The sequence below is a fragment of the Tautonia rosea genome (assembly GCF_012958305.1).
Taxonomy (GTDB): Bacteria; Planctomycetota; Planctomycetia; order Isosphaerales; family Isosphaeraceae; genus Tautonia; species Tautonia rosea.
In genome coordinates this window covers 35296-60132 of record NZ_JABBYO010000021.1, presented here as the reverse complement: position 1 = coordinate 60132, position 24837 = coordinate 35296, and the positions used below count along the sequence as shown (strand labels likewise).

Here is a 24837-nt window from a genome sequence, read left to right as displayed (position 1 = left end):
AACGTGCACGTCCCCGAAACGCCTCCCATTCTGGCCAGCCCGCCTCGCATCGGTCAAACCCGGACGTCTGTCCCGTCTCTCCCGGTGGCTCGACGAGATGCCTGATCGCCCCGGAGACGGTGGCGATGCCGAGCCCGGGGCTCTCCCGTTCCCTCCCGAAAAATCGCGCCGACAGGAACACCACGTCCTTGACTCCTTCTTAGTGAGAATGATATTCCATTAGCGTTAATCTGATCGCGCGACAACGGCCGGATCAATCTCCGGAGCGCCCGCGCGTCGTCTCCAGGACATCGTTCCATTCGGGAGGCATTACCCCCTTTTTGGCGGTCGGGAGTTGAACGGTCGCGGGCTTGCCTCGGTGAGGTCGACTGGAAACGACCGTCGCGGCGTTCGCCGAGCCGTCACGTTGAGCTTCTTTGCCGGGCGTTCGGCGGTGGGCTCCAGAGTGGGATGGTCGGGGGCCCTTGGGCGTCGAAATTCGCCGCGACCGAGATGAGCGTGCTGCCTCATCCCGGGGGGTAAGGACAGTGTCGAGCGACGGGATTCCGGGAGATCGCGAATTCTTGAGGGAATGATTGTATGAAAAATGAGTCGCTTGATCGTCATCGCCTCGCGGGAGTGCTGCCGATGGCCGTGGCGGCGATGCTCGCCGGGGCCGGGTGCGGGGAGGCCGAGCACCCCGGCGGGCTCCTGGCGGTTTCCGGCACCGTGCAGATCGGCGGACGGCCCGTCGAATCGGGCTCCATCCAGTTCCACCCCACCTCCACCCTCCAGGCCTCGGGAGCCGGCGCGACGATTCGCGACGGGAGCTTCCGCCTCGCTGCCGAGCGGGGCCTGGCGCCGGGCTCCTATGCCGTCGAGGTGTGGCCGGCGGCTCCTGCGGACGAGCCCGCGTCGGGCATGACCTTCGACCCGATCACCGGCGCCGAGGTTCCCGAAGCGGTTCCCCCTCCCGGTTCGAGGTCCGGGCTGATCCCCACGGCGATGCCTCGGGGGGCCGGGCCAGAGACCCCGGCCGTCCGCATCGAAATCGAGGTGACGCCGGGCGGGCCGAACCAGTTCGAGATCGAGATTGCCGGATAACCCGGCGTGCCGCCGCGGACCCCTTCTTATGAGGAAATTTCCATGAATCGACGTCACGCCTTCACCCTGATCGAGCTACTGGTGGTCATTGCGATCATCGGCGTGCTCATCGCCCTCTTGCTGCCGGCCGTCCAAAGCGCCCGCGAGGCCGCCCGGCGTGCCCAGTGCACCAACAACCTGAAGCAGATCGGCCTGGCCATGCACACCTACGAGAGCCTGCACAATCGGCTCCCGCCCGGTCGGAAGGGCACCAGTTGGGGCACCTGGATCGTTTTCATCCTCCCTCAGATGGAGCAACGCGCCCTCTACGACGCCTTCAACTTCGACGGCAACAACACCGTGCCGCGCGGCCCGATGGACACGCCGCTCCGCTTCTTCGGCGACGCGAATGTCACCGTGGTCTCGACCCGGATCGCGTCCTATGTCTGCCCCAGCGACGCGCCGGCCAACCCAAACGACCGCGGTCGGGTTCTCTCGGGGCAGACCTTCTTCGCAACCCAGCACAATTACGTGGCGAACTTCGGCAACTCCATGCTCCTGCAACCGGCCATCTACCCGCCAGGGGCCTCGGCGGGCGACCCGGGGGCCGTCGCGTTTGGCGGGGCGCCCTTCACCGACATGGGCAGCCCCTTCGTCGACATCGCCTCGGTCAACTTCCCGCCCCCATCGCAGGGGCTCAATGCCTTGGGCTTCAACAGCTTCCGGGATGGCACCTCGAACACGATGCTCGTCTCCGAGACGGTCATCGGCTTCAACCGCGACTCGCGAGGCTTCTCCTGGTGGGGGGACGGGGCGACCTTCGAGGCCTACCTGTCGCCGAATAGCCCGGCGCCCGACCGTCTCAATGGCGGGTGCAGCTACCCTTTCGGTGAGAATCCTCCTTGCATCCGCCTCTCGGTGGCCGACATCATTCATACGACCCTCGCCGCCCGGAGCCGGCACCCCGGCGGCGTGAACGCGGTCCTGGCCGACGGCAGCGTCCGCTTCGTCAAGAACTCCGTCAGCCTCCCCGTCTGGCGTGCCCTGAGCACGACCAAGGGGGGCGAGGTGATCTCGGCCGACTCCTACTGATCTGCCGATCGCGGGATGGGTGGGCTTGTCCTCGACCTCTGTTCCGTTGGCCCGGCGTCTCTCATCAGATCTGGGGCCGAGGAGAATCGGACCTCGGCCATCTCACCGAGGACGTGAGCAGGGCCCCCAACGCCTGGCACCCTGGAATGTCTCCCAGCCGAGCCCGAGCCGGTCATCCGCCGGTCGCCCCCGATCCCACCCGGAAGGCCGTCCGCAAGGCGAGCCCGAGCCCGAGCAAATTCCAAAACGAGAACCGCGAGGCCACACAGACGGCCCCTCGACCAAGACCGTCAGCAGCGCGGCTCGGTTCGTTTCGGCTTCCAGGATGTCGCAGGCCTGCGCCGCAGCGGCCTCAAGAAGCGGCCCGCTCACCCACATCATTTCCACGAACCAGCAAATCGACACAAAAAAAAGGGCCACCGGTGGCACCTCGGCCACCGATGACCCCATTTGAAGCATGCTCGCCGATCACGCCCAGAGGGGTGATCGCTCACGCATCAATACTGGTCGGCGCTGACCACTTCGCCGCCGTTGATGGTCCCGAGGGCCCACCAGGTCGGCAGGTTGACCGTTTCCTTGATGAAGCGGACCGAGCCGTCTGCCATGCAGACGTTCACGCCGCCCGGGTGCAGGCTGGAGGCGTTCGACGTGCCCCACATGTCCTGGCCCCAGGGAACCCAGTCGTTGTTGCCGCAGTTCCGCGAGTTCGGCGGGCCGGTGTGCTGGTAGCCGCCGTAGTTCGAGTAGGCCGGGTAGACCCGGAACCAGCCCGAGGGCTCGTGGGCATTGCCGGTCGCCACCGTGGTGATGGGCAGGCTGTTGCACGCATTGATCATCGCCAGCACGGCGTCAGGATTCTGCACGCCCGTGCCGCGGCCCTGGCTCAGGCCGGTCCGGAACCAGACGCGGAGGAAGTCGTTCGGGTTGTTGTTGCCGGCATTGACGCTGCCGACGCCCGAGTGGGCCGTCAGCTTCTCGCTGAAGGCGGCGGTGTTGCTGGTGCCGTCAACGATCTTCGAGATCGTGACGATGCCCGCACCCCGCGCGGCTTCCGGCCATGACTGACGGGTCGGTCCGAACACGCCGTTGTATCCGCGAACCGCGTGCGGGCCGCCGAGGTTCCCCACGTAGTTCGACTGCGAAACATTCACCAGGCGGCCGTCGGACGGGCAAGCGAACGTGCCGAGCTGCGTGTTGAACACGGTCGTGTTCATCGCATAGAACAGGCTACCCTGGGCATTCGGGTGCACCGCTCCGGCGTTGTAAGCCGCGAACATGTTGCCCTGCTCGATAAACTGGAGCAGCGACAGGTGGCCGCTCGGCGTCCAGCCCCAGCTATCAATCGGCGACGGGTTGATCGACCACGGTGCGAAGCACCCGTGGGTGCTCTCGTAGTTGTGCATCGCCAGGCCGATTTGCTTCAGATTGTTCGAGCACTGGGCCCGACGAGCCGCCTCACGCGCCGCCTGAACGGCCGGAAGTAAGAGGGCGATAAGCACGCCGATGATCGCGATGACCACCAGCAGCTCGATGAGCGTGAAGCCGCGGTTGTGCGAACGCTTTGTCATTAAATGAGTCTCCGATATGGAAAAGACCGTCTGGAAGACAGGCGGAACGAAAGAAAGGAGAGGAAGAAACGACCTGAGAATCGTCCTTTGAAATCGATCAGATCAGGAAGAACAGAACGAGAGGATCGAAAATCGACTTCGAGGATGATTGCGAGAACGCCTGCCGGCCACGAAATTCAACCGGCAGCTGGGTTCTGCGACCGGAGTCCAGGTGAAGGTCCTCCGGCCGGTCATCACTTCGCATGACGTGTCGTCACGCGTTACTGGCCGCCAGGGGCGTCCGGACCGGCGGCACCGCCAACCTCACCATGGCCGCCACCCACGGTTGCCGAGTGCGGTTCGGGAGCTGTTCCGGTCTGGGTGGCCCCGCCACCACAGCCCGACAGGGTCAGGCTCATCAGAGCCGCCAGCGAAAGACCAGCAAAAAGACGGGACATCAATCGGTGCATTATCGCTCCTCTACCGTGAGAGGCTCATCTCAACCCCGAATCGCCGGGGAGTTGTAACAGGTTGAACCCAGTTTTTTGGGTAAGAAAACCCTGGGTTCTTTGGCCGGTCGGGCGTTGTTTGCGCCCAAACCAATTGGAAACCCTAGCACCTTCTGATTTCACCTTCAAGGATTTTCTCAGAACGATTCGTGAATTCCACCCCGATTTCGGGAAGCAGATCGCAATCGCTTGCAGAACATCTTGAGGTCATCGTATTTGCATCGCACTCATCCATGTTTCGCCAGGTATAGCGGCATGCCGATGCCCCGGAGTTGAATCGCTGAGATCACGATTCCCTGGATTTTTCAGGAAAATTTTGGGAATTGTTGTGTTGGTTCTGTTCTTCCTAGACTCGTTCTGCGTGCTTAATTCTCCCTGTTCGCCCCACCGCGCTCAGTGAGAGGTCGATCGTTCCTCCCTGGTTGGGGTGCCCCGCGTGGAGCGAAACAGCGGGTGAAAAAAATTCAACATCTGAGCGTTCACTTCGCGCGGAACGAACAGAAGGAACCCGCCTCCAACCACCAATCATCCCCCTCTTCCGCCAGCGCTTCCGATTCTTCTCCGCCCAGATTCACCCCGGGTGCCGGGGGAGAACACGCCCGAAGACCAGACCGTTCTCCTTCCCTGACCAGATCACGAGACGGGTAAGGGCGGGTTGGGGGCGTGGGGGTAGTTGGCGGGAGTGTAGGAGATCGCGAGTTCAGGGGTTTCGAGGATTCGGCCCTGTTCGGCGCGCGAGGTCAGGGCCCGGTCGAGGATTCCGGCGGTCAGCAGGGTCCGCTCGACCGGATAGGTCGGTCGGCCGGTATGGATCATCTGCTCGATGGCGTGCAACAAAAAGGCGAAGTGAGGGTAATGCGGTTCGGTCCGCTCCTCGGCTCGGGTCGCGAGGGCCTCACTCTCTCCCCGAAGCTGCACCGCCACCCGGCATCCGGTCACCACCCCTTCGAGCATCAGGACCGCCCCCTGAAATCCGTCGCGATAGTCGAACAGAAAGAGGGCCGAGCCTTCGGTTTGGAACGATTGCGGGTCGAAGCTCGACGCCTCGGGGGCGACCCGCAAGGCCGCATCGAGCAGCTCCCGGCGCACGCGACCCTGAGCAATCGCCTCGCCGATCGCCTCGCCGCTCAGGCAGGTGACCGAATTGACCCCCGTCTCGCCCCCTGTGCGACGCTCAACGAGGGATTGATACAGCTCCAGCGTATGAATTCCATAGATATCCAGGCCCGAGTATCCCACCCCAACGGCGGCTTCAAGGTCGCAGGCCATCGGCAAGGTCAGGTCGGGCGATCGGTAGCTGAGCGGCAACGACGAGCCGGCCATCAGCGGAATACCGAGCCGCTGGGCCGTCTCGTACATCCAGAGCGCATCGTCCCAGGTTGGGCCCAGATGCTTGTCGCTGAAGACCGGAACGACCCGCCCGTACCGCTCGAAGATCTGGGCGATCCCCTCGAAGAACCGCCTCCGGGGATAAAGGTGCTGCCCCTTCTCGTTGTACGGATACGAGCCGTGCTCGCCGATGCTGATGACCCCATCGACCGCGATCTGGCCGGTGCCGAGCGTCAGGGCCTCCTCGATCGTCGGCACGATCGGCACGCCGTACTTGGCTGCCAGTTTCGGCCCGAGGTCGCCGGGTTCAACCTGATCGAGATAAATCGCAGAAAGGCTCAGGGCCGGGCCGGGGCCTCCGTCGTTCCGCCAACCTTGAAGAATTCGGCTGAGCAAGACGTCCGCATGCAAGCCGTTGTTGTAGCGTGTGACCACCCCCGCCACCGGCTTCGGATCGGAACCCACCTGCCGCGCCACGGCCGATTCCGGACAAAGCGCCGAGCCGATCGCCACCCCGGCCGACATTCCCAGGCTTCGCAGCGCCGATCGACGCGTCAGATGGTTCTCTGAAGTCATCATGTGCGACCTCGTTCCTTTCCTGGCCTCGTTTGTCGATCGCTTATCCTAGCCGGGCCGAGTCGCCGGGGCCATGCCGTGTCGCGGTGAGCACTGGCGGCCGAGCTCGGCCCGGGATACGATGAAAATGAAGGGACGTGTCTCTGCTCGCGAAGGGCGAGGCCGATCCGGCCATGGGAGCCCCGGCCATGTTGCACGATCGCCGCGCAGCGTGGGCGGGGTTGTTCCGTTTCCGGGGGGCTGGCCCTGATCGGTTGCCGGACGTTTTCGACGGCCCGGCCAGGCAACGCGTTCCCGATCCGAGTGGCCTCGATCGAGGAAAGAGAGGGGATCAATGAAACGGGCATCGTGGATGACAGCAGGGCTGGCGTTGCTGGCCTTCGGCATGGTGGCGACCGACACCAACACGGCGAACGGCCAGTGGGCCGAGGTCTCCACCGTTCGTTACGGGCTGTTTGGTCGGCCGAGGTCGATCGAAACCCGACTGGTTCCGACCGTCAGCGTGGTTCCGACCACCACCGTCGTGTCCTCGGGCACGATCATTAGCGAGCCGGTGGTCGCCACCCGCTACATCGAAACCGTGCCGACCGGCTCGGTCATCGCCTCGAGGTACGTCACCTACGATCCGGGTGTGGTGCCGACGACTTACGTGAGCCGCTCGTATCCGGTGGTCTCCACCGGGGTCATCACCTCGTCGCCGGTCGTCCGCTCGTATGTGCCGACGACCGTCCGCGTCCTGGAGCCGACGGTCTACATCCTGCCCTGATGTCTGAGCAGCGATTACGCCGGCCTCTGCCTCGCCCATCATCGCAAGGCCACGCTCAACCCTCTCCCCCGCCGTCGGGGGGAGAGGGTGGCCGGAGGCCGAGGGAGGGGGGCCTCAGTCAGGTCGTACCGCCGCAAACACCCAGGAATCGCCTCAGCCGGTGACGAGCATTGCGGCCGACTGAATGCGGTCAAGCGTTTGCATCTGGAGCAATCCGTCCTCCGAAGGACCTTGGAGCATTCCGGCCTCGACCGACCGGGCGAACGAATCGACCATGCAGGCGTATTGATCCGTCCCCTCGAAGGTGAGGGTTTCGGGCGCAGTGCCGTGAATGTTCGAGCCGGAATCGAACCGCAAGGCGATCGGGTGCGCGGGGGGGAGATAGGCCTCGGGAACCTTGATCGATCCCTTCGTGCCCACCAGTTCATATTCGCAACGGAACGGGGCCTCGAAGCTGCAATCGACCAGGCCGATCACTCCGTTCGGGAAAACCAGCTGCGCGGCCAGGCTGAGATCGACGCCCGACGGACCGATCCGCTTGACCGACTGGATGGCGACCGGTTCGGCCCCAGCATACAGCCGACAGGTGCTCACTCCGTAGCAGCCGACATCCCAGAGCGCCCCCCCTCCCCTCGTCGGATCGGTCCGCCAGTCGGCCGGGTCGATCGAGAACGAGAACGACGACCGGACGAACCGTAGGGTGCCAAGCTCTCCCTTGCGGACCAGGTCGAGCAGGGCCTTTGTGCGGGGCTGGTGTCGCCACATGAAGGCTTCCATGAGCATGACCTTGTGCGATCGGCAATGCTCGACCATCTGCGCGGCCTCGTCCGCGTTGACGGCCATCGGCTTCTCGCAGAGGACGTGCTTGCCGGCCTCGGCCGCGAGCAAGACCCAGGGCAGGTGCAGCTCGTTGGGCAGGGGGATGTACACGGCATCGACGTTCGGGTCATCGAGCACACCTTGATACGATCCGTACGAGGCCGGAATCCCGAACTCCTCGGCCCAGGATCGTGCCAGCCCCTCATTCCGACTGCCGAGCGCCTGCACGGTGCCGAACTGCGAGGCGTTGATGCCCGGCACCAGCCCCTGGCGGGTGATCCGGGCACAACCGAGAATGCCCCAGCGAAGCGGCCGGGCGGGACGATCGGGGGTCGTGGACATCGGCGAGCAGGCTCCGGAGAGGTCAGAAAATCGAAGTGTGTGCGGTTGTCGTTGGTTTCAGAAGTCGGCGTTCCCGGGTGTCCGGGGGAAGGGGATGACATCCCGGATGTTGGCCATGCCCGTCACGTACTGAATGGTCCGCTCGAAGCCGAGGCCAAACCCTGCATGCGGGACAGTGCCGTATCGCCGAAGGTCGCGATACCAGGAATAAGCGGCGGGGTCGAGATGATGCTCGGCCAGCCGGGCATCGAGCACCTCCAGCCGCTCCTCGCGCTGGCTGCCGCCGATGATCTCGCCGATTCCCGGTGCGAGCACGTCCATCGCGGCCACGGTACGGTCGTCATCGTTCAATCGCATGTAGAAGGCTTTGATGTCTTTCGGATAATTCATTACCACCACCGGGCGGCCGACCAGATCTTCGGTCAGGTAGCGCTCGTGCTCCGACTGGAGGTCAATCCCCCAACGGACCGGAAACTCGAATTTCTTCCCCTTGGCAATGGCCGCTTCCAGCGCGGTGATTGCATCGGTGTAATCCATGCGCTCAAAACTGGAGTTGATGAACGCCTCGACCCGATTGATGCAATCCTTGTCGATCCGTTCCGCAAAGAAGCGCATGTCGTCGGCCCGCTCGTCGAGCAGGGTCCGGAAGATCGACTTGAGGAAGTCCTCGGCCAGGTCGGCATTGGCGGCCAGGTCAGCGAAGGCGATCTCCGGCTCGATCATCCAGAACTCGGCCAGGTGCCTCGTCGTGTTCGAGTTCTCGGCGCGGAAGGTCGGGCCGAACGTGTAGACCTTGCTCAAGGCCAGGCAATACGCCTCGACATTAAGCTGCCCCGAGACGGTCAAAAAGCTCGGCTTACCGAAGAAGTCCTCGCCAAAGTCGATCCCCCCTCCTTCGGCTCGGGGCAAATTGGCCAGATCCAGCGTCGAGACGCGGAACATCGCCCCGGCCCCTTCGGCGTCGCTGGCCGTGATGATCGGCGTATGGATCCAGAAAAACCCGTGCTCATGAAAATAACGATGCACAGCCATCGACAGCGTGTGCCGGACCCGGGCAATCGCGCCGAACGTGTTCGTCCTCGGTCTCAGGTGGGCGACCGTGCGGAGGAACTCGAACGTGTGCCGCTTGGCCGAGACCGGGTAGGTGTCCGGGTCGTCCACCGTACCGACCACCTCGACCCGATCGGCCTTCACCTCGACCGTCTGCCCCTTCCCTTGCGAAGGGACGAGCGTCCCTTCGACCACCACGGCGCATCCGGTGGTCAGGTGGGCGATTTCGTCGGCATAGTTGGGCAAGGTGGCCTCGGCCACGACCTGCACCGGGTCGAAGCTTGAGCCGTCGTGCACCTGAAGGAACGACAAGCCCGCTTTCGAGTCGCGCCGGGTCCGAATCCAGCCGGCAAGGGTCACATGCGAGCCGGTCGGCACATCACCGGCCAGCAGGCTTCGAATCGCAGTCGAGGAGGTGCGCATGATGGGTCGCGTCGGGTCGGCGTCCAGAGCGGTCGTCGTCCCCTCGGGGCGTCGAGGGGGCTCGGGTCGGGGATTGAAGGCGCCATTATTGTCCCGAGACGCCCGACTGTCCATCGGCGGGCTCTGCCTGCGCCGCCGACCCTCTATGACCCTGGCTGGATCATGACTAAGCTGGATGACTGCCGACCCCAAGCGATCCGGACAAGGCCCGGTCCGCGGCGGCGGACCTCTCCCCCCCATACAGTCTGCGAGCGAACGTCCATGAGTGACGTCACGCGCATCCTCTCAGACATCGAGCATGGCGATCCGCAAGCGGCTGGGCGGCTCTTGCCACTGGTCTACGACGAGCTGCGCAAACTGGCGGCCCGAAAACTGACTCAGGAGAAACCCGGTCAGACGCTCCAGGCGACGGCCCTCGTGCACGAGGCCTACCTCCGCCTGGTCGGCGACGAGGACTCCGCGTGCTGGGACAGCCGGGCCCACTTCTTCGCCGCGGCGGCCGAGGCCATGCGCCGCATCCTGATCGAGAATGTCCGCCGGAAGCAATCCGAGAAGCATGGCGGAGCCCTCGCTCGGGTCGACCTGGACAAGGCCGACGTGACCACACCGTCCCCCATCGACGACCTGCTCGCCCTCGACGAGGCCCTCTCTCGCTTCGAGGCCGAAGACCCGCCCAAGGCCGCCCTGGTCAAGCTCCGCTACTTCGCCGGACTCTCACTCGACGAGGCCGCCGAGGCCCTGGGTGTTTCCCGCGCAACCGCCGTGCGCCAATGGGCTTACGCCAAGGCCTGGCTTTACAGCGAGCTGAAGAACGACCTGGCCCACCCCGAATCGCCGAAAAAATCGTCCGGCTCATGAGGCGCGCCGGCCCTGTTCTTCGCATGATGAGATAGAGCGCCATCGCAACCGCAAGGCGAGGGAGGCCCTCGATGATCTCGCATACGCTGAACATCGACGAGATTTTCTTCGCCGCTCTGGAGCGTGAGTCACCCGAGGACCGTGCCGTCTACCTCGACTCCGTCTGCGGCCTGGACACGGAGTTGCGCCGCCGCGTCGATCGGCTGCTCGCCGCTCATCCCGAGGCTGGGAGCTTCCTCGAATCCCCTGCCAACGGGTTGGACACGACGCTCGCCGCGACCTTCCCAACCTCGCCGCCGCTCGACGGCCCCGGCACGGTCATTGGCCCCTACACGCTGCTCGAAGGCATCGGCGAGGGGGGCATGGGCACCGTCTACTTGGCCGAGCAGACCAAGCCGGTCCGGCGCCGGGTCGCCCTGAAAGTGGTCAAGCCAGGCATGGACTCGAAGCAGATCATCGCCCGCTTCGAGGTCGAGCGTCAGGCCCTCGCCCTGATGGATCACCCCAACATCGCCCACGTTCTCGACGCAAGCACCACCGCCGATGGCCGCCCCTACTTCGTCATGGAGCTGGTCAAGGGGATTCCGATCACCGACTATTGCGACCGGGCGCGGCTGTCGATCCCCGATCGGCTGGAGCTGTTCGTTCTGGTCTGCCGCGCCGTCCAGCACGCCCACCAGAAGGGGGTCATCCATCGCGACCTGAAGCCCTCGAACATCCTGGTCACGTTGCACGACGGTGTGCCGGTGCCCAAGGTCATCGACTTCGGCATCGCCAAGGCCACCGACCAGCGCCTCACCGACAAGACGATGTTCACCAGCTTCGGGCAGCTGCTCGGCACGCCGCTCTACATGAGCCCCGAGCAGGCCGAGCTGAGCGGCCTCGACGTCGATACCCGGAGCGACGTCTACAGCCTCGGCGTGCTGCTCTACGAGTTGCTGACCGGCTCGACGCCGTTCGACCGTGAGAGCCTCCGATCGGCGGGGCCGGACGAGATCCGTCGGCTCATCCGCGAGCACGAGCCGACGACGCCCAGCTCGCGGATCAGCACGATGAGCAAGATCCAGACGGCGGTCGGGGTCGATCGCGGCAGCGACCTGCGGCGGCTGGGGGGACTCGTGCGCGGAGAGCTGGACTGGATCACGTTGAAGGCGCTGGAGAAGGACCGCCGGTGGCGTTACGAGTCGGCCGGGGCGTTCGCGGCCGACGTGAGGCGCCACCTCGACGGCGAGGCCGTCGCGGCCTGCCCGCCGTCAGCAGTCTACCGCTTCGGCAAGTTCGCCCGGCGAAATCGGGCCGCGCTGACGACCGCCGCACTGGTGATGCTGGCCCTGCTGCTGGGCACGGCCGCCAGCACCTGGCAGGCGGCTCGGGCGTTGCGGGCCGAGCGCCAGGCGACGGCGGCGCTGGAGGAATCGCGGCTCGTGATCGATTATCTCGTCAACGACGTCTTCGGCGCCGCGGCCCCCGCGAAGACCCAGGGCCGGACTCCCACCATCCACGACCTGCTCGCAGCCGGTGAGGAGGCGATCCCCGCCCGGTTCGGTCACCAGCCGCTGGTCGAGGCGGCGGCGCGAGAGGCCCTGGGGCGGGCCTATTCCGATCTCGGCCGTTATGACGAGGCCGCCGGTCATCTTCGCCGCGTCGCCGCGTTGCGAACGAGCTTTCTGGGCCCCGACCATCCCGAGACGCTTTCGGCCGAGGCACTTCTGGTCTACGCCCTCTGCCCGGTGGCCATCGGCTCTGAGAAGTACGACGACGCCGAGCCGATCGCACGCCGGGTGCTGGAGGCCCGCCTCCGCGTTCTCGGTCCGGAGCATCCCCAGTCACTGGCCTCAATGACCGCGCTGGCCTATGTGATCAGGGGCGAGTTGACCCGAGAATTGGTCGCCAAGGCAAGCCGGTACCCGTCGAAGACTCTCCCGCATCATCTGATCAGAAGTTTGGGGACTCCCCGGACGGTCGAACCCCTGGCACTGCTCAATTCGGCACGTGCCGGGCAGGTCCGTCGACTCGGCCCACTACATACCGACACGCTCGACACGCTCAATGAGCTCGGGCTGGCCTATTACGCTCGGGGCGATTTCCAGGGCGCCGAGCGTGCGTTGCGTCAGGCGGCGGAGGGCCGACGGCTTACACTCGGCCCGATGCACCCCAGCACGCTGCAAAGCCTGAAGCACCTCAGCAGTCTCATGCGACAAATGGGACGGACGGAGGAGGCGACCCGGCTGTACCATGAGGTCGCGGAGGGGCATCGGCAGACCTTCGGAGCGACCCACATTCAGACCTCGAGCGCGCTCGGTCATCAGCTGCACCTGTACCAGCAGATCGGGAACTCAGCCGCGATCCGGGACTTCTGCGAGCGATGGCTCCGCGAGATCCTGGCGACCCCGATCGACCTCGACCCCTACCAACGTTCGCGACGCGCGATCACGCTTGAGAAATTGACGCTGATCCTGACCACCATCCCGGTCGCCTTCGACTCGGCACTGGCCGATCAGTCGATTGAGGAGGCTGTCGAAATTAACGAGGGTTGGTACAGCTGGTCCGTGAAAGGCGCGTTCCTCTGCCGCACCGGCCGGCTCGATGAGGCACTGCAAGCATTTCGGACCTCGGAGCAGCAGCCGGACTGGGAGGGTGGCAAAGACCTCCACTGGTTCGCTCTGGCCGAGACCCACGCCCGTCTCGGCGACCTGGCTCGGGCCGCCGAATGTCTTGAGCACGCACGAGACCCGGAGACGAAACGCGACACCTGGTCAGACATCGTGAAATTCTTCCGCACCCAGGCTGAGTCCTTGGTGGAGGAATCGTAAGCACCGGAATTCGAGAGGGCGAGCCATGTGTCCGAAGTTGTGTCGAAGCCCGAGTGAACCGGCAAATCACGCTGTGAATCTCCGTCGCCGCGAGATTCGTGCGGTAGAGGCTTGAAGCACTTCTGGTCGGAGGGCTCCGCGTTGTGTCGCGGAGGCCTTGCGGGTTGGGGGGCGCAGTGCGCCGGGCGACACCCAGGAACAGCACCGGCCGATCGTCCTCGCCGCAGTCGTCAAGGCCTGCGCGTCGGGCTAACCGTGTGAAAAGAGGATGATGTGATGCCTGTTTCGTTGAGAATCATTTTTATGAGAAGTGTTGTTGCATGCGTTCTCGGTGTGTCGTGTCTGGGATGGATTGTTGAGCTTATCGGCCCTCCGCATGGCACGGCGATCGTCCATGTGACGGAATCGGCGGTTGAGGTGAGCGTCGGGGGCCGGGTGTTCGTGGTCTCGCAGCCGCACGATCTCAGCCCGATCGTCTGCAAACTCCCCCCGGGCGAACACGAGCTAACCATGACGCGGAGTGGCCGAGAGCTCTACCGCGAGACGTTCACGATCCACCGCGATCGTGGCACGGTCCTCACCGCGTACGACACGGCACGGTACCCAAAGGCCACTGCGTCCCACGAGTGACCTGAGATGCGCTGGGCCGGGACCCGCCGGTCGAGGACGCGGGCTCATCCCGAGGTCCATGCGTACGCCCTCGAGAATTGACACCGACTCTTCCGTGAGTGTGCGAGTGTGATTTTTTTGCAATGAGTGAAAGGGTGAACATTGATGTTTCTCCAGAAGATCGATCGAGCGGAAGGTCGCGGCGGATTCGACCCGCACGGCCCATCTCGGGCGGGCCACTGCGCCCATGTGAGCATCCTGACCCCGGGATGGTGCCTGACCGTGGTGGGCGTCGTCGCGGCTGTGATCGGGTTCGGGGAGGCCTTCGACTGGCCGGGGGAAGCGGGCCAGGGCGCCCGGGTTATCGGCCGGTGCAAACAGCCAATCTCCACCATCGCCTTCACGCCGGACGACTCGCAGGTGGCCACGCTAGGAGCAACAGGCTGCCTGACGTTCTGGAAAGCCGAGGGCGGAGGCCTCAGGGCCATTATGGGAGGCGACGATCTGAACATCCGGTGCTTCGCCTTCGACCCGCAGGGCGACACGGTCGCCCTGGGATGCCTCGACGGCTCGATCCGGTTCAAGGACTGGCGGACCGGCCGGGACTTTGGTCGTTTCGAGGGGAGTGGCACCTCCGTCCAGGCCCTGGCCTTCTCGCCCGACGGCCGATGGCTCGCCTCGGCCCAATCGAAGGGCCGTCTCACCCTCTGGGAGACGGAGACCGGCAGGCCGCTGCTGGACCTCGACGACCACCGGGGCGCGGTCACTGCCCTGGCCTTCTCGCCCGACAGCCGATGGCTCGCCTCGGCTGGGGCCGACGGCGTGGTGAATCTCTGGGACGCGGAGACAGGCGTTCTCGTGGCCTCAACCTTTTGCAAGCCTGGCTGCCTCAAGCCCTTGGTCTTCTCGGCCGATAGCATGGCACTCAACTGGGCGAGCCTTTACGAGTGGTCCGTCCAGAGGTGGGACCTCGGCCCCGACGGGGGCGTGCGGACGGAGCGTTGCCCGTTCGAGGTCATGGTCCCCACGCCCGATGGCCGATCGCTCCTGGCTCGGGTCGATCAGGAGGAGCTCTGGCAGCTTGATGCCGAGACGCTCCGCGTCGAGCACCGGTCTGATTTCCCTGGGCGCAGCTTCTGTGCCATGGCCATCTCGAATGACGGGAGTCGCCTCGCCCTGGGAGGATTAAGCACCGTGGAGGTTTGCCGCGTCGATCTCGTTGCCGGTGGATCGGGAGGCGAAGAGTCGAAGGCCTTCCGCCGCGAGCAGTCTGGGAGAAAACCAGATCCCCTGGGACCTCGAGCGGGACACCCTGCGGATTGAGTTGCCGAACGAGCGGGTCCAGATCAGCCGCGGCGATCCGGCTCTGGCTCATTTTGGATACCCGATCCGGGGCGTTGAGTCTGCGAGGGAGAAGGAGACTTGCGAGTTTCGGTCGATTGGCCGTTGCGGGGTCATTAGAATACAAGAGAGGGGAGATCACCCCGAGAAAACTGTCTCATCCCGCAACGGAGGATCATGATGACGACGCGATTCCTGGCTGTCGGGGCCGCCGTGCTGGCGATTGCCGCGCTGGCGGCCGTCCAGGCTGGAGGGGACGAGCCGAAGGGTTCTCAGGCCCCAGGCCAATCCGCCCCGAAATCCAAGACGACTCCGACCAAAGGAACCAGGGTCATGAAAACCGATGCCGAGTGGCGACAGATTCTGACCGATCAGGAATTTTACGTCACCCGACGCAAGGGCACCGAGCCGGCCTTCTCGAACCGCTACTGGAACCATCACGGCGACGGCTACTACCGATGCGTCTGCTGCAACACGGTCCTCTTCGACTCGAAAACCAAGTTCGACTCCGGCACCGGCTGGCCGAGCTTCTTTGCTCCGGTCAGCAAGGCCGTGGTCAAGACCGAGACCGACCGCAGCAACTTCATGATCCGCACCGAGGTGTTGTGCCGGGTCTGTGATGCTCACCTCGGCCACGTCTTCAAGGACGGCCCCAGGCCGACCGGCCTGCGGTTCTGCATGAACTCCGCCTCGCTCAAGTTCCAGGATCGTGCCCAGGCCGAAGCCGAAGCCGCTGCCAAGGCCGTCCTCGAATCAGAGCCGCAGCCCGACCCCTCCGCCGAATCGACCGACGAACCGAGTCGGGAATCAGAGCCCGCGCCGAGCTCGAACGCTCCGAGACCGAGATCCTGAGGTCCACACACAAAATCTCTCCGGCACTCTTCCGGAGCTGGAACAGAGCCGAGCGAGATTGCCCATCTTGGCCAATCTCGCTCGGTAATTGTGATCTTCGTGCGCCGTCCAGCCTCTATTCAGGCGGCTCGATCCACCGAAACCGAGGACTCGATCCGAGTTGCGTTGGGAACAGGAGGGGGATCGGCCGGATGCGGGCGAAGATCGGCCGAGCGGTTCGCCTCGGTCGCAAGTGCTGAGGAGGAATCGCGACCCCGATCGCGTCGGGCCTGCGAAATCAAGAACAGGTTCCGGGTGTAGATCAAGACGCCCACGGCCTGGCCGACGACAATCACCGGATCTCTCTTGTGAATGGCGTAAGAGAGCAGGGTCAGGCCTCCGGCGAGGCTAAACCACCAGAAGGCGATCGGCACGACCGAGTCTCTCCGGCGCTCGGAGGCGACCCACTGCACCAGAAACCGCGAGGTAAAGGCAAGCTGGCCGGCGAAGCCAACCCCGAGCCAGATTGCCTCGGTCGAGCTGTAGCCCCCGAACCACGACATGCCTCAAGCCTCCTGCCTGGCCAGGTTCGCCTGTGACGGGGCAGCGTGCTGCGAGGGCTGCGACGACACCGTCGACGTCGAGGCCACCTCAAACCGCACCGGCCGACGCATCAGCCAGGCCACTCCGAACAGGTCGACAATCACGCGAATCGACCGATTGCGCAAGGAATAATGCGACTGGCCATGCGGCCTCGGACGGTGCCCGACCGGTTCTTGCCGGATCGCGCACCCCTCTCGAAGCAAGAGCGGGCCGAAAAATCGGTGCGACCCCTGAAACATCGGCAGACGGAGGGCGACGGCTCGGGGAAAAATCCGGACCGAGCAGCCGGTATCGCGAATTGACTGGCCGAGCACCGCGTTCCGGACCCGATTGGCCCATCGGCTGATCTGGCGCTTCGTCCAGACATCTTCCCGCTTGCGACGCCAGCCGAGCACGGCATCGAATCCGGGCAACAGATCCCAGAACCGCGCCAGGTCCCCTGGATCATTCTGGAGGTCGGCGTCGAGCGTGGCCACGTAGGCCCCCCTTGCCTCGCGGAAGCCGGCGACGATGGCCGCCGACTGGCCGACATTCCAGGCCATCCGGATCGACCGCAGCTCCGGATACCGAACGGAAAGCTGGGTCAGAACTTCGGGCGTTTCGTCGGTCGAGGCGTCGTCGACCAGAACGACCTCGAACCCCTCGAGCCGGTGGCCGTCGTCGGGCGATCGCTCGACGAGCGGCCGGAAGGCCTGGGCAATCTCGTTAAGCAAGGTCGGGAGGGCCTCGGCCTCATTCCGGGCCGGGACGACGATCGAGAGGCTGATCGTTCCCGAAGGCCCCGGCCCCGCAGCGCCGGCCGAGACGGTCGGCAGGTGCGTGGAACCCCCGGGGCGGTGCGACGGGTCGGGCCGGATCGGCGACATGGGACGGGCCTCCCTGCCAGGTGGGTCAAGACCAGGGGCGGACGCGCCGCCCGGACCCCGAAACGGGCCCTCCTGGCCCGGTCTGGTCCGGCGTTATGGCACGAATTCCCGGACGCGTCCAGACCAGATGTGAATCACCTCAACCGCGGGGGCCACGCATGGAAATTTAGGAGGTCTGGGAGGTCTGGGGTCACTCCCTCGTAACCGGCTGGGCACGAGCGGAGGAGCCGGGAACATCTTCGAACGCGACCCGGAGCCCTTGCTCCGATCGTTCGGAACGGTCGATCACCACGGTCAGCCAGTGACGCCCGGCCGAAACGGTCGGCTCCATGACCTCGCTCGGATCGAGCGGAGAGCCGTCGAGCCAGACCAGCAGCCCTTCGGCCGAATCCAGGCGAAGCCGGACCGGGCCTTCCGCCGAGGTATCGAACCAGAGGCGGGCGATCGTCAAGGGCGGGGCCTGGTGGTAAGGGGTCAGGCTCGGCAATTCGTCGATCGGCAGGCTGCCGGAGACGAGCGAGGTGACGGATTGCCAGGAGAACCGCGGGTCGTCGTTGGCCACCGCCTCTTCCAGTCCGATCCGGCGGATCGCCTCGCCGCTTGGTCCGTCGGGAACGACCACGTCCCACGACCGGGCGACCACCTCGGTGCCGATCGCAAAGGGACCGGGTTCTCCCATTGCCGAGATGAAGGCGGTCAGGTCGAGCAGCTCGGCGCGGGTCAGCGGGTCAACCAGCCCAGTCGGCATGAGCGATCCCCCGAGGGCTCGCTCCTCGATCGACGAGACCGGAATGGCAATCTCGGCCCCTTCGGCATCGCGGAGGACCAGTTGATCGGCCGTCTCTCGGATCGGGATCCCGTTGAGGATGCGGCCGTCGTCGGTGGCGACGACGATCGCGTGATAGCCTTCCTTGATGGCGGAGTTCGGAAGCAACAGGGACTCAACCAGGTAATCATCCGGCGCACTCGCGCCGATGCTCTCCAGGCCTGGCCCCACCTTGCCCCCTGCCCCGGCGATGGCGTGGCACTTGATGCACTGCATCTCCTCGCGTCGATAGATGCGTTCGCCCCGTTGGGGGTCGCCCTGCATGCGCAGGTCGGCAACCAGCGAGGCCACGTCTTCGGGAGTGGCCGGTTTCGGGTCGGCATCGAGGCCGCCGGAACGATTCAAGGCATCGGCAAGTGAGGAATCATCTCGACGGACCGATCGAGCCGCTCGTGCGGCGAGCTTGGCGGTATCGGGTGGCAGGCGTGCGCCGTCGAGGGCGGCGACGAGCGCCTCGGGGCCTCCTCGCCGATTGGCCAGGGCGGCGACGATCGCGGAGGGATTGGCCTCGGCCTCCTTCAGGCTGGCCACGGCCTGCGCGGCCGCGGCGTTCAGATCGAAGGACGCAAGCGCATCAATCGCTCCGGTCCGGACGGCCGAAGGAGTGGCCGAGGCGGCCAGCTCGGCGACGAGGCGACGAGCCTCGTCGTTGCCCGACTCGGCAAGCGCGAGCAAGGCCGATCGGCGGGCCTCGACCGGCGCATCAGCCTCGGAGGCCAGATCCAGTAGACCGAACGCGCGGGGATCGAGTCCCCAGGCCCCGGCGGCTCGGGCGGCAGCGGCGCGAACGGGAGCGGGAGAATCGGCATTCCCGAGGAGCTCAGCAACCGCATCGAGCGCCCCCGACGGCCGGACCGATCGTTCCCGAGCCGCCCCGGCCAGGGCGTCGAGCAACCGGGCACGCCGATCGTTGGGGGCAGTCGGATCGAGCGACGCATCCAACACGCGCCGCAGGTCGTCGGGCTGGCCGAGGCGGCCAATCAGCGCCAGCGCATCGGGCTCGAACCGCTCGGGCAGCTCGCCCGATCGAACAAGGCGCATCAACGGGTCCATCACCTCCGACGATCCAACCGCAAGCAGGGCAAAGGCCAGCGGCTCGGCACCGCCAAGGTCGGACTCACCCTCGGTCACCGAGGGAAGCCAAAGCGGGGCCGTCTCGACGGCGGTCAGGTACAGCGCGTAATCGAGGGTTGGATCGACGGGCAAGGTCAATGCTCGCAGGGCGACCTCGGCCGCGTTCGGATCGGGTACGACGGCCAGCGCTCGGATCGCTTCGAGGCGAACGCGAGGGTGCTCATCGACGACGAGCGGAGCGAGGGTCGCGACCGGGTCGGAGAGGCGATCGTGCCAGGCTCCGGCCACCCGCACGGCGGCGGCGCGAAGATTCGGATCGTCCGCGTCAAGCATCGACGAGAGCAAGGCGGGCTCGGCCTGGTCGAGCGATTGATGAAGCCAGAGGGCTTCGAGCTGGGCCTCGCCATCCGTCGGGTCGAGGGCTGCCGCCCACTGCGTGAGCGCCGGCAAGACGGCCTCAGGGCCGCGTTCCTTGAGCACTTGGCGAGTGGCCTCGCGGGTCCAGCCTTCGGGCGCAGTCAGCGTGTCGAGCAGGGTCGGAACCGGGGCGTCGGCCAGCTTCGGCCGATCCACGAGGGGGCGGCCTTTGGCGGTGATCCGCCAGATGCGGCCGCGCTCTTGGTCGCGGCGAGGGTCTCGGAAATCAACCTCACCGTGCTGGATGATCGGATTGTACCAGTCGGCCACATAGATCGCGCCATCAGGACCCATCAAGACGTCAATCGGTCGAAAGCCAACGTGAGACGACCGGATCAACGGGGCTTGTTCTCGGGAGACGTAGCTGGAGCCGTCCGCTTCCAGCGCGAAGCGAACCACCCGGTTGGCGCGGAAGTCGTTCGTCACGAGGTTGCCGACCAGTTCCTCCGGCAAGTGTCGGCCGCTGGCGATCACCGCTCCGCAGTATTTCGGGCTACCCGGGTTCAGGCCGTGCAGGAACCGTTCAGGATTGCTGATCGCGGTATAACTTGCTCCGGGAACCACATGGGCCACCCCTTCAAACCCGGCACCGTCGGTGGCGAAGTTCTGGCCGAAGCGGTCGTAATGGTGTCCCCACGGGTTGACGAACCCCCTGGCGAAGACCTCCAGACGTCCATTCTCGGGGCGGTACTGCCAGATGCCCCCACCTCCAAGACGTCGGGGACCGAAGGGTGTTTCCACATGGCTATGAATATAAACCGATTGATTGAAATAGAACAGGCCGTCAAACCCCCACCGGAACGTGTGGATCATGTGGTGGGTGTCCTCGGTGCCGAAGCCCGAGAGGACCACGCGTTGCGTGTCGGCCTTGCCGTCGCCGTTCGTGTCGCTCAGGTGCAGGATTTCGGTGCTGTTGGCCACGTAGCAACCGCCGTCGCCAGGCAGGATGCCGGTCGGGATGAGCAAGCCATCCGCAAAGACGGTCGACGAATCGGCCGTGCCGTCTCCATCGGTGTCTTCCAGAACGATGATCTGATCATTCGCTTCCTGGCCGGGTGCGATCTGTGGATAGACGGAGGAGCAGGCGACCCAGAGGCGGCCTTCGGTATCCCAGTTCATCTGGATCGGTTTGAAGACATCCGGCTCGGCGGCCCAGAGGTTGACCTCGAAGCCGTTGAGCACCTCGAAGGAGGCCAGCTCGGCCTTCGGGTCGGGATCGGGCGGGTCGGTCAGGTCGCGCTGGGCGATGGCGGCGGGAGAAATCAGCAGGAGGAGGCCAAGACCACGCAGCAAGAATCGGCTCATCGGTCGTAAACCTCCTCATCGAAGCGGTCGAGTTCGAAGACGGGCTGCTCGGGCATTTTCAGCATGGAAATCTCCGCTTCGGCCGCGGCCACGAGGCCCTCGAAGCGTTCGACTTCGGCGGCGTTGTTCCCCTGCTCGTGCTTGCGGAAGCCGAACAGGTACGTCTCGTTCTGGGGGCGGTAGCGGTGGAAGTAAAGCTGGTTCTTGTCGAAGATCGCGCGCCGGAGGATCTCAAACTGCTCGGGGTCGGACTGGGGAGCTTTCAGGCCGAACAACGCGCGAAGCACGAGTCGGGCGAGCAGCGCGTCTCCCTGTTCGGAGAGGTGGAGGCCCTGGGGGGCGTACCAGTCGGGCGAGTCGGAGGCGGTGTCGTCGGCCAATGGTTTGGTGAGGGCGAGCACATTGACGAAGCGATGCCCGCGCTCGCGGGCGATCTGCTCGATCGCCTCGGTATAGTGGGCCAGGTTGGCCTCGTCTTCACCTGAGGCAGCGGTGCTCAGGCGTCGGGCGATGGGAGACATCAAGACGATAGCGCGAGGCCCGTTGGCTTCGAGGGCGTCGAGCAGGCGGTTGTATCCCTGACGGAAGCGCGGGAGTCCCGCCTCGCCGTCCCACGATTCATTCGCGCCGTAGCCGACGATCAACACGGTCGGTTCGGTAGCTTTGACCTGTTCGACGAGCGTCTTGAAACCGTCTTCCGGGGTGCCGAAGCCGGCCCGAGCCTCGCCGAAGACGGTGTCGCCGCTCCAGCCGAGGTTGCGGAAGCGGATCGTCTTCTCGGGAACGGCCAGCGTGAGCAGCGTTTCGAGGTTGCCGAACTGCTGCATGCGTTCGATCAGGGCGTCGCCGAGCAGAACGACACGGTCTCCATCCTGCAGTTCAAGCGGCGGCGCCTGGTCGTCGGGAGCATTGGCCCGAATCGAGGGCGCCGCGAAGGCCGCGGCCACGAGCAGGCCGAGGGCAATCGCCAGGTGTCTCATCGGAATCGACCCCATCGTCTTGTTTTCAGGAAGGCGCGGGCGGGGATTGGATTGGGTCCGGTCCGTTGCGGGATCGGGCGGATGCACCCCTGCACTGTATCCGACCGACCGGCTACAATCCAAGGCCGAGGGGAGGGCAACCCACCATGCCGAGACTGAGCGACACGACCCCCGAGGCCGAGCGGGTGCTGGCCGAGGCCTATCGACGGATGCCGGCGGAGCGGAAGTGGCGGATTGTTCGGGAAGAACTCCGCCGCATTCGCCTGCTCCACGACTTCGGCTACCTTCGACGGCATCCCGAAGCGACTCCCGACCAGATCCGCCGAGCATGGGTCGAAGCACTGCTCGGCCCGATCTCGCTCTTTGATCTTCCCGAGGTGCCATTCGCGAACGCGCCAATCGAGCAACTGGAAACGCTGCGAGATGTGATCAGCGCGTTGGATCGCCTTGGGATCGCACATGCTCTCGGGGGTTCCCTGGCCAGCGCAGTGCATGGAGCCGTAAGGGCGACTCGCGATGCTGATCTCGCGCTGGATCACTGGGCCGCCGAGCTGGGTATGGTCGACTTGCTGGGCAAGGCCTGGGACGAGGCGAGGCTGTGAGTGAGGAGAACGGTCTAATCGAGGAGCCAACGCCCATCGAGGGGCCGCGAGCGCCGACGAGCCTCGTCGAGCCAGTCTGGACCTGGGCGGTCGGGCCGAGGCCGAAGGATCGTCTTGGGAAGATCTGGCTGAAGGTCAGGGTGTATGCCAGCTATGCTCGGTTTTTACTCCATGAATTCCGCTGGCCGCTGTTAGTCTTCTGGACGTTGGTGCTCGGGGGCGGGTGGATCTTGCACCGCTTCTACCACCACGACGGCGAGACACTCGACTTTGCCGAGGCCTGTCACGGCATCTTCCTGTTGATCTTCGTCGAGGCGGCGCTGGAGTTCCCCGATGAGTGGTACTTGCAGCTCGCCTTTTTTCTGGTGCCGATCATCGGCCTCGGGGCGGTGGCCGATTCGTTGATCCGGCTCGGCTATCTCGTCTTCTCGCGCAAGGGAAACCTGCCGGAGTGGCATCGCATGGTGGCATCGGTCTATCGGCAACACGTGATCGTCGTCGGCCTGGGAACGGTCGGCTATCAGATCGTCAAGGAGATGCTCCAGCTTCGAGAGCTGGTGGTCGTGATCGAGCGGCCTCATGTCGAGTCGGAGCTGATCGAGGAAATTCTCGATCGCGAGGTGCCGGTCATTCGTGGCGACGCCCGCACGATCAAGACCCTCGAAGCCGCCGGAGTCCGCCGGGCCAAGGCCGTGGTGCTGGCCACTCAGGACGACCTGGCAAACCTCGATGCCGCCCTCACCGCCCGCGACCTGAACCCGAAGGCAAAGATCGTCATGCGCATGTTCGACGAGTCGCTGGCCGAGAAGGTCGCCGGCTCGTTCGCCCTGCCGGCCGTCTCCACCGCCCGGGTGGCCGCCCCGGCCTTCGTGGCCGCGGCGACCGGACGGCGCATCTACCAGGATTTCCAACTCGCCGGGCGTCACGTGCATCTGGTCGACCTGACCATTGCTCCCGAGGGGGCACTGGTCGGCCGGTCAATCGGCGAAATCCAGCACGACCGGCAGGTTAATATCGTCATGCATCATGGCCGAGACGGCACGAACGTCAACCCGGATCACGACGTGGTGCTCGGCCCCGGAGACGAGGTGCTGGTGATCGCCCCCATCGCTCGGCTCGTCGATCTGGAACGGATGAACCGCCCTCGGGAGGACGGGGCCCCGGCACCCTCGCCGCCTGAGCCGCCGCCCGAACACGCACTCTGAGCGATGGAACCACCTGTGAACGACATTTGCTCATGCTCCGGCATGATCCTTTTCGAGGCTTCCGATGAGTCCGCCGCCACGCCCGGAATCCCCCGCCTCGCCTCGCTTACGTGTGGCGGCCGTCCAGATGCGCTTCGCCGATTCGATCGCCGGTAATCTGGAACAGATCGAGCAGGCGGCGATCACGGCGGCCGACGCCGGTGCCGATGCCGTCCTGTTCCCCGAGTGTGCCACCACCGGCTATGCCTTCGACTTCAGCACGCTGAAACCGGCCCCGCTCCGCAACGGCTTGCACGACGTGGCGGCCATCGCCGCTCGACTCCGGGTCAACCTCCTGGTCGGAAGCCCCATCTTCGCCGGGCGTCGGCTCTTCAACGGCCTGCTCGTCTTTGATCGGACGGGCCGATTGATCCACACTTATGCAAAGTGCCAGCTCACCGAATCGGATCGACAGTGGTTTACTCCCGGCAACGGGATCTCCCTCTTCTCGCTCGATGGGGTGCCTGCGACGGTGATCATCTGTCACGAGCGGCGCTATCCGGAACTCGTCCGACTCCCCGTGATGGCCGGGGCTCAGATCGTCTTCCATCCGAACGCTGGGATGGATGCCGAGGAGGTCTCGCGCGCCAAACGCAAGGGGCGAGACGGCATCCCCGTCCGAGCTTTCGAAAACGCCGTGTACTACGTCTTCGCCAACTCCGTCGGCCCCCAGGGCGGCGGCAAGTGGTCTGCCGGCGATTCGAAGATCGTCGCCCCCGACGCAACCTTCCTTCAGCTGGCCGACAATCGCCGCGCAATGATCCTGGTCCACGACCTCGACCTCTCGCAAGCCACGCGCAAGTATGCGATCGACAGCTTGAACCACCCCCGCATCCTCGCAAAGCACTGGCGTCGCATGCTTCCGGAACTCCGCCGCCAGGTGTCCGAAGTCGATCGAACCTTCCAGCGTTGGTATGACTCCTCAAGCGGTGGACGGCGGTCCTGAGCATCGA

At 65.2% G+C, this 24837-nt stretch carries 20 protein-coding genes; 11 read left to right on the top strand and 9 right to left on the bottom strand.

Annotation, left to right across the window (positions count from 1 at the left end; translation table 11 throughout):
* The first annotated feature begins 579 nt into the window (after positions 1-579).
* A complete protein-coding gene (locus HG800_RS24820) occupies positions 580-1083 on the top strand; it encodes a hypothetical protein (protein ID WP_169980684.1) in 504 nt (167 codons plus the stop codon).
* A gap of 42 nt (positions 1084-1125) precedes the next feature.
* Complete coding sequence (locus HG800_RS24815; RefSeq protein ID WP_169980682.1) at positions 1126-2154, top strand: DUF1559 domain-containing protein; 1029 nt, start codon at positions 1126-1128, stop codon at positions 2152-2154.
* Between the two features lie 497 nt (positions 2155-2651).
* On the opposite strand, the gene HG800_RS24810 is transcribed toward HG800_RS24815, so the two are convergent.
* From HG800_RS24810 to HG800_RS24800, 3 genes are all read right to left on the bottom strand, one after another.
* Positions 2652-3722: a DUF1559 family PulG-like putative transporter gene (locus HG800_RS24810; protein ID WP_169980680.1), complete on the bottom strand. Its 1071-nt coding sequence runs from the start codon at positions 3720-3722 to the stop codon at positions 2652-2654.
* A 260-nt stretch (positions 3723-3982) separates the two neighbouring features.
* A complete protein-coding gene (locus HG800_RS24805; RefSeq protein WP_169980678.1) occupies positions 3983-4171 on the bottom strand; it encodes a hypothetical protein in 189 nt (62 codons plus the stop codon).
* Positions 4172-4843: 672 nt separating this feature from the next.
* The gene (locus HG800_RS24800; protein ID WP_206352444.1) at positions 4844-6118 is read right to left on the bottom strand and encodes a hypothetical protein; all 1275 of its coding nucleotides are present in this window, start codon (positions 6116-6118) and stop codon (positions 4844-4846) included.
* Positions 6119-6449: 331 nt separating this feature from the next.
* Here HG800_RS24800 and HG800_RS24795 point away from each other — a divergent pair, with 331 nt between their 5' ends.
* Positions 6450-6881, top strand: a complete 432-nt coding sequence (locus HG800_RS24795; RefSeq protein WP_169980676.1) for a hypothetical protein — start codon at positions 6450-6452, stop codon at positions 6879-6881.
* A gap of 153 nt (positions 6882-7034) precedes the next feature.
* Here HG800_RS24795 and HG800_RS24790 read toward each other — a convergent pair whose 3' ends face one another.
* Complete coding sequence (locus tag HG800_RS24790; protein ID WP_169980674.1) at positions 7035-8042, bottom strand: Gfo/Idh/MocA family protein; 1008 nt, start codon at positions 8040-8042, stop codon at positions 7035-7037.
* Between the two features lie 57 nt (positions 8043-8099).
* Positions 8100-9515 carry an asparagine--tRNA ligase gene (gene asnS, locus HG800_RS24785; RefSeq protein ID WP_169980701.1) on the bottom strand — a complete coding sequence of 472 codons (1416 nt, stop codon included), beginning with the start codon at positions 9513-9515 and terminating at the stop codon, positions 8100-8102.
* A 261-nt stretch (positions 9516-9776) separates the two neighbouring features.
* On the opposite strand from asnS, the gene HG800_RS24780 reads away from it, so the two are divergent.
* The 5 genes from HG800_RS24780 (at position 9777) to msrB (ending at position 15988) form a co-directional block, all read left to right on the top strand.
* Positions 9777-10373, top strand: coding sequence for an ECF-type sigma factor (locus tag HG800_RS24780; RefSeq protein ID WP_169980672.1), 597 nt, complete (start codon positions 9777-9779; stop codon positions 10371-10373).
* Positions 10374-10444: 71 nt separating this feature from the next.
* Positions 10445-13186, top strand: coding sequence for a serine/threonine-protein kinase (locus HG800_RS24775; protein WP_169980670.1), 2742 nt, complete (start codon positions 10445-10447; stop codon positions 13184-13186).
* A gap of 303 nt (positions 13187-13489) precedes the next feature.
* Positions 13490-13816, top strand: a complete 327-nt coding sequence (locus HG800_RS24770; RefSeq protein WP_169980668.1) for a hypothetical protein — start codon at positions 13490-13492, stop codon at positions 13814-13816.
* A 144-nt stretch (positions 13817-13960) separates the two neighbouring features.
* Positions 13961-15118: a WD40 repeat domain-containing protein gene (locus tag HG800_RS24765; RefSeq protein ID WP_169980666.1), complete on the top strand. Its 1158-nt coding sequence runs from the start codon at positions 13961-13963 to the stop codon at positions 15116-15118.
* 195 nt (positions 15119-15313) lie between these two features.
* Positions 15314-15988, top strand: coding sequence for a peptide-methionine (R)-S-oxide reductase MsrB (msrB, locus tag HG800_RS24760; protein ID WP_235963944.1), 675 nt, complete (start codon positions 15314-15316; stop codon positions 15986-15988).
* Positions 15989-16107: 119 nt separating this feature from the next.
* On the opposite strand, the gene HG800_RS24755 is transcribed toward msrB, so the two are convergent.
* From HG800_RS24755 to HG800_RS24740, 4 genes are all read right to left on the bottom strand, one after another.
* The gene (locus HG800_RS24755) at positions 16108-16530 is read right to left on the bottom strand and encodes a lipid-A-disaccharide synthase N-terminal domain-containing protein (protein WP_169980664.1); all 423 of its coding nucleotides are present in this window, start codon (positions 16528-16530) and stop codon (positions 16108-16110) included.
* Positions 16531-16533: 3 nt separating this feature from the next.
* Entirely contained in the window at positions 16534-17436 is a 903-nt protein-coding gene (locus HG800_RS24750; protein WP_169980662.1) for a glycosyltransferase family 2 protein, read from the bottom strand.
* Between the two features lie 190 nt (positions 17437-17626).
* Positions 17627-21058: a PVC-type heme-binding CxxCH protein gene (locus HG800_RS24745; RefSeq protein WP_169980660.1), complete on the bottom strand. Its 3432-nt coding sequence runs from the start codon at positions 21056-21058 to the stop codon at positions 17627-17629.
* Positions 21055-22038 carry an SGNH/GDSL hydrolase family protein gene (locus HG800_RS24740; RefSeq protein ID WP_169980658.1) on the bottom strand — a complete coding sequence of 328 codons (984 nt, stop codon included), beginning with the start codon at positions 22036-22038 and terminating at the stop codon, positions 21055-21057. The genes HG800_RS24745 and HG800_RS24740 overlap by 4 nt, the downstream gene beginning before the upstream one ends.
* A gap of 146 nt (positions 22039-22184) precedes the next feature.
* On the opposite strand from HG800_RS24740, the gene HG800_RS24735 reads away from it, so the two are divergent.
* The 3 genes from HG800_RS24735 to HG800_RS24725 all read left to right on the top strand — a co-directional run bounded on the left by HG800_RS24735 (position 22185) and on the right by HG800_RS24725 (position 24830).
* Positions 22185-22640 carry a hypothetical protein gene (locus HG800_RS24735; RefSeq protein WP_169980656.1) on the top strand — a complete coding sequence of 152 codons (456 nt, stop codon included), beginning with the start codon at positions 22185-22187 and terminating at the stop codon, positions 22638-22640.
* Positions 22637-23845, top strand: a complete 1209-nt coding sequence (locus HG800_RS24730; RefSeq protein ID WP_315852102.1) for a potassium channel family protein — start codon at positions 22637-22639, stop codon at positions 23843-23845. Before HG800_RS24735 ends, HG800_RS24730 begins: the two co-directional genes overlap by 4 nt.
* A 64-nt stretch (positions 23846-23909) precedes the next feature.
* Positions 23910-24830, top strand: coding sequence for a carbon-nitrogen hydrolase family protein (locus HG800_RS24725; RefSeq protein WP_169980654.1), 921 nt, complete (start codon positions 23910-23912; stop codon positions 24828-24830).
* The last annotated feature ends 7 nt before the right edge of the window (positions 24831-24837 follow it).

Bases quoted from the DNA above. Each gene is read 5' to 3' on its own strand.
- HG800_RS24820 (WP_169980684.1), top strand. From the start codon at position 580: ATGAAAAATGAGTCGCTTGATCGTCATCGCCTCGCGGGAGTGCTGCCG.
- HG800_RS24815 (WP_169980682.1), top strand. From the start codon at position 1,126: ATGAATCGACGTCACGCCTTCACCCTGATCGAGCTACTGGTGGTCATT.
- HG800_RS24810 (WP_169980680.1), bottom strand. From the start codon at position 3,722: ATGACAAAGCGTTCGCACAACCGCGGCTTCACGCTCATCGAGCTGCTG.
- HG800_RS24805 (WP_169980678.1), bottom strand. From the start codon at position 4,171: ATGCACCGATTGATGTCCCGTCTTTTTGCTGGTCTTTCGCTGGCGGCT.
- HG800_RS24800 (WP_206352444.1), bottom strand. From the start codon at position 6,118: ATGATGACTTCAGAGAACCATCTGACGCGTCGATCGGCGCTGCGAAGC.
- HG800_RS24795 (WP_169980676.1), top strand. From the start codon at position 6,450: ATGAAACGGGCATCGTGGATGACAGCAGGGCTGGCGTTGCTGGCCTTC.
- HG800_RS24790 (WP_169980674.1), bottom strand. From the start codon at position 8,042: ATGTCCACGACCCCCGATCGTCCCGCCCGGCCGCTTCGCTGGGGCATT.
- asnS (WP_169980701.1), bottom strand. From the start codon at position 9,515: ATGCGCACCTCCTCGACTGCGATTCGAAGCCTGCTGGCCGGTGATGTG.
- HG800_RS24780 (WP_169980672.1), top strand. From the start codon at position 9,777: ATGAGTGACGTCACGCGCATCCTCTCAGACATCGAGCATGGCGATCCG.
- HG800_RS24775 (WP_169980670.1), top strand. From the start codon at position 10,445: ATGATCTCGCATACGCTGAACATCGACGAGATTTTCTTCGCCGCTCTG.
- HG800_RS24770 (WP_169980668.1), top strand. From the start codon at position 13,490: ATGAGAAGTGTTGTTGCATGCGTTCTCGGTGTGTCGTGTCTGGGATGG.
- HG800_RS24765 (WP_169980666.1), top strand. From the start codon at position 13,961: ATGTTTCTCCAGAAGATCGATCGAGCGGAAGGTCGCGGCGGATTCGAC.
- msrB (WP_235963944.1), top strand. From the start codon at position 15,314: ATGATGACGACGCGATTCCTGGCTGTCGGGGCCGCCGTGCTGGCGATT.
- HG800_RS24755 (WP_169980664.1), bottom strand. From the start codon at position 16,530: ATGTCGTGGTTCGGGGGCTACAGCTCGACCGAGGCAATCTGGCTCGGG.
- HG800_RS24750 (WP_169980662.1), bottom strand. From the start codon at position 17,436: ATGTCGCCGATCCGGCCCGACCCGTCGCACCGCCCCGGGGGTTCCACG.
- HG800_RS24745 (WP_169980660.1), bottom strand. From the start codon at position 21,058: ATGAGCCGATTCTTGCTGCGTGGTCTTGGCCTCCTCCTGCTGATTTCT.
- HG800_RS24740 (WP_169980658.1), bottom strand. From the start codon at position 22,038: ATGAGACACCTGGCGATTGCCCTCGGCCTGCTCGTGGCCGCGGCCTTC.
- HG800_RS24735 (WP_169980656.1), top strand. From the start codon at position 22,185: ATGCCGAGACTGAGCGACACGACCCCCGAGGCCGAGCGGGTGCTGGCC.
- HG800_RS24725 (WP_169980654.1), top strand. From the start codon at position 23,910: ATGAGTCCGCCGCCACGCCCGGAATCCCCCGCCTCGCCTCGCTTACGT.